This is a genomic window from Kitasatospora sp. NPDC059812, assembly GCF_042732075.1.
Classification (GTDB): domain Bacteria; phylum Actinomycetota; class Actinomycetes; order Streptomycetales; family Streptomycetaceae; genus Kitasatospora.
Genome location: NZ_JBHWIO010000040.1, coordinates 56,834 through 60,382, shown reverse-complemented (window position 1 = coordinate 60,382; position 3,549 = coordinate 56,834). Strand labels below are relative to the sequence as shown.

4 protein-coding genes are annotated in these 3,549 nt (G+C 73.9%); 1 reads left to right on the top strand and 3 read right to left on the bottom strand.

The window, feature by feature from the left end; genetic code table 11:
* Positions 1 to 126: 126 nt before the first annotated feature.
* The 3 genes from ACFV6D_RS21020 to ACFV6D_RS21010 form a co-directional block, all read right to left on the bottom strand.
* A complete protein-coding gene (locus ACFV6D_RS21020; RefSeq protein WP_380560710.1) occupies positions 127 to 357 on the bottom strand; it encodes a ferredoxin in 231 nt (76 codons plus the stop codon).
* Between the two features lie 14 nt (positions 358 to 371).
* Positions 372 to 1,562 carry a cytochrome P450 gene (locus ACFV6D_RS21015; RefSeq protein WP_380560709.1) on the bottom strand — a complete coding sequence of 397 codons (1,191 nt, stop codon included), beginning with the start codon at positions 1,560 to 1,562 and terminating at the stop codon, positions 372 to 374.
* Positions 1,563 to 2,242: 680 nt separating this feature from the next.
* Entirely contained in the window at positions 2,243 to 2,650 is a 408-nt protein-coding gene (locus tag ACFV6D_RS21010) for a helix-turn-helix domain-containing protein (protein WP_063351805.1), read from the bottom strand.
* A 101-nt stretch (positions 2,651 to 2,751) separates the two neighbouring features.
* Here ACFV6D_RS21010 and ACFV6D_RS21005 point away from each other — a divergent pair, with 101 nt between their 5' ends.
* On the top strand, positions 2,752 to 3,399 hold the full coding sequence (locus ACFV6D_RS21005; RefSeq protein WP_380560708.1) for an FMN-dependent NADH-azoreductase: 648 nt from the start codon (positions 2,752 to 2,754) through the stop codon (positions 3,397 to 3,399).
* Positions 3,400 to 3,549 lie beyond the last annotated feature (150 nt).

The window sequence follows — 3,549 nt, the reverse complement described above, 5'->3', positions numbered from 1 at the left end:
GTTTGTGGGGGGGGTGTGGGGGTCGTGTTTTGGTTAAACCCACCCCCCCCCCCCCCCCCCCGGGGGGGGGGGGGGCGCCCCGGGGGGGGGGGGGCCCCGGCCACCACCGGCCGCTAGCGCGCCGGATCAGCTCACCGGATACACCCGGATCGCCGAGGCCGGGCACATGGCGGCCGCCTGGCGGGCCAGTTCCGCCGCCCGTGCGCCGGGCTCGGCGGCGAGCACGACGACCTGCCCGGCCTCGTCCTGGTCGAACACCAGCGGCGCGGTCACCGCGCACTGCCCCGACGACACACACCGCGAGGTGTCCGCCTCCGCCCGCGCGACCGGCCGCTCGCGCGGCTGCTCCTCGCTCACCACAGGACCGGGACCTAGCTGAGGCCGCCCGCCAGCCGCTCGTCGTGGTCGCGCAGGCTCCGCGCGTCCACCGCCAGCCGCAGGTCGGGGAAGCGCCGGAACAGCGCGGTCAGCGCGACCTGCATCTCGGTGCGTGCCAGCACGTTGCCGATGCAGTAGTGGCCGCCGTGCCCGAAGGCCAGGTGCGCGTTGGGGGAACGCGACGGGTCGAAGGTGTCCGGCTCCTCGAACACCCGCCCGTCCCGGTTCGCGGCGTTGATCGCCACCAGCACCGCCTCGCCCCGCGCGATCGTGGTCCCCGCGACGGTGACGTCCTCGCGGGCGTAGCGGGTCAGGCCCAGGCCACCGGGCGAGGCCATCCGCAGGACCTCCTCCACGGTGGCGCGGGCCAGCGTCTCCGGGTCGGCGGCGAAGCGGTCCCGCCGGCCGGTGTCGCTCAGCAGGAACAGGACTCCCAGGTCGATCCGGGCCGACGTCGTCTCGTGGCCGGCGAACAGCAGCCCCACCGCCAGCCGGGTCATCTCCCCCTCGGTGAACGAGGGGTCCTCCGCCTGCACGGCCAGGATGTCGCTGATCACGTCCTGCCCCGGCTGCTTCCGCTTCTCCTCGGCGATGCCGGCCACGTACGCCTCGAACTCGGCCATGGCCGCGGCGCCGTCGGCCCCGCCGTACAGCGCGGCGATCCGCTCCGACCAGCCGCGCAGCAGGCCCCGGTCCGCGACCGGCACACCCAGCAGCTCGCAGATCACCATCACCGGCAACGGGAACGACAGGTGGTCGTGCAGGTTGACGGCGCGTTCCGGATCCCGCGCGCGCTCCTCCTCCATCGCGTCCAGGCGGGATCCGGCGAGCTGCCCGATCCTCTCGCCCAGCCGGCGCATCCGCGGAGCGCTGAACGCGGGCGCCAGCATCCGCCGCATCCGCGTGTGCTCGCGGTCCTCTTCCTCGGGCGTGGGGGCGGGGCGCGTGTGCAGCGCCGACTCCGAGATCCTGGGCGCGCCCTCGGAATCGGGGCGCAGCCGGGAGAAGCGGGTGTCGCTCAGAACCTCCCGGGCCTCCTCGTAGCGGGTCACCAGCCAGGCCGGGTCGCCGGCGGGTGTCGTCACCCGCGTGATCGGGCCTTCCTCGCGCAGGCGCGCGAACAGCGGCGCCAGGTCCAGGGCGTCGGGGCGCTCGAAGGGTAACTGCGGTGCGGGGGCGGTCATGGTGGTCTCCTCACCGGCCAAAGGCCACAAGAGCAGCGAACGCTTGGCAGAACCGCCCTCTCCTGCACGTCCAGGCCAGGGCGGACGAGCGGCGTCCCCGGCCAACAAGTGAGAGTCAGCTCTCTCTTCTCTCGGGAGCGTAACACCGTCGGCACGCACAGTCAGCCACTGGGCGAGATCGGCCCGTTCGGTGACGGAGCGGGCCCGGCTCTCGGGAGAGTCGAACGGAAATCGGCGACAGCGGGGGCCTTGATTCCGGTTCGGCGACGTTCCTGAAGCAGCGACCTGGGCGCGCAGACCGGCACCCTTCGCACCCGCATCCCGCTCACCGGCCGCATCCTCGCCGACGGCGACACGAGCGTCCGCTTCCGGATCACTGCCGCACACGACCCGGGCGCCACGCTCCAGCACCTGACCGTGCAGCATCCTCTACGCCGCCCCGCAGCCCGGCCGGGCGTGACCGCAGGCACCACCCCGCACGCGCACCCACCACACCCGCGCCGCGAAACGCGGGTCGGACACCACCCCGGCCCAGGTGGGCTCAGCCTCGCGACCTCGCACAAGCCGGACGGAAAGCGCCGGTGGCGCCACCCGGCGTGCACGCCGCCGCGGGACTCGCAGTCCTTGGTGCGGCACGCGGCGGAGCCGCTCCGCCGCCGGCCCCGCGACCGGCCCGGCGGTCACCCCGCCGACGCACCGCCGGCCGCGCCGGCCACGTCGAGCGGGAGCCGCTCCGGCCCACCGGAGCAGGGTGCACCGCCGTTCAGGTGCGTGGCCGCCCACCGCCCCAGCTCGGCCAACGCGGGCTCCAACGCGTTGCCCGCTTCGGTCAGCCGGTAGGAGACCCGCAGCGGAGGGCCGGCGTCCACCTCTCGCAGGATCAGGCCGGCCTCGCCGAGTTCGGTGAGCCGCTCCGAGAGCATGCGCTCGCTGATGCCCGGGATGGCCCGCCGAAGATCGGCGAAGTACACGGGCCCCGGGATCAGGGTGACGACGATCAGGCCCGTCCACCGCTTGCCGAAGAGCTGGAAGACGCGCGCAATGCCCTCGTCGGCCTTCCTGCATGCCTGCTCGCCGTGATTCGCCATGCCACCAGGGTAGCCCTCGACCTACGTAGCTTTAGAAAAGTAAGTGGCTATGTTATTACTAGCTACGTAAGAAACCTCAGCCCCTAGCTCTGGAGCCCTCCATGGCCACCCTGCTGCACCTCGACTCCTCCGCCCTGCCCCACGGCTCCGCCTCCCGCGAGGTCACGGCCACCTTCCGCAAGGCATGGGAGGAGCAGCACCCCGAGGGCACGGTCGTCTACCGCGACCTCGCGGCCGAGCCGCTGCCGCACCTCACCGCTGCCGGCATCACGGCCGCCTTCGCCGACCCGGCCGACCACACGGACGAGCAGAAGGCCGCTTTCGCCCTGCGCACCGAGCTGGCCGCGGAGCTGGAGAACGCGGACGCGGTGCTCATCGGCGCCCCCATGTACAACTTCACGATCCCCTCCAGCCTCAAGGCATGGCTGGACCACGTGATCATCATGGGCCGCACCGGCGGCGAGAACTCCTCCGTCGCGGGCAAGCCCGTCACCGTCGTCGCCAGCCGCGGCGGCTCCTACGCGCCCGGCACCCCGCGCGAGGACTTCGAGTTCGCGGCCAACTACCTGGAGAAGGCGCTGACCGGCCTGCTCGGCCTCAAGGTCGACGGCATCACGCCCGAACTGACCCTGGCCCGCACCGTCCCCGCGATGGCCGACCTGGTCGACCTGTCGGACGCCTCCCGCGCCCAGGCCCACGAGCAGGCCGCTGCCAAGGCCAAGGCCCTCGCCGCCGGCCTCTCCGCCTGACCAGCACCTGCGGACCGCACACCGGCACGGCGCGGACCGAACCCGGCCCGCACCACCGCCGCCGCCGCCGCTGATGTCGTGGGGGGGGGGGGGGGGGGGGCGCCCCCCCCCCCCCCGCCCCCCCCCCCCCCCGCCCCCCCCCCCCCCCCC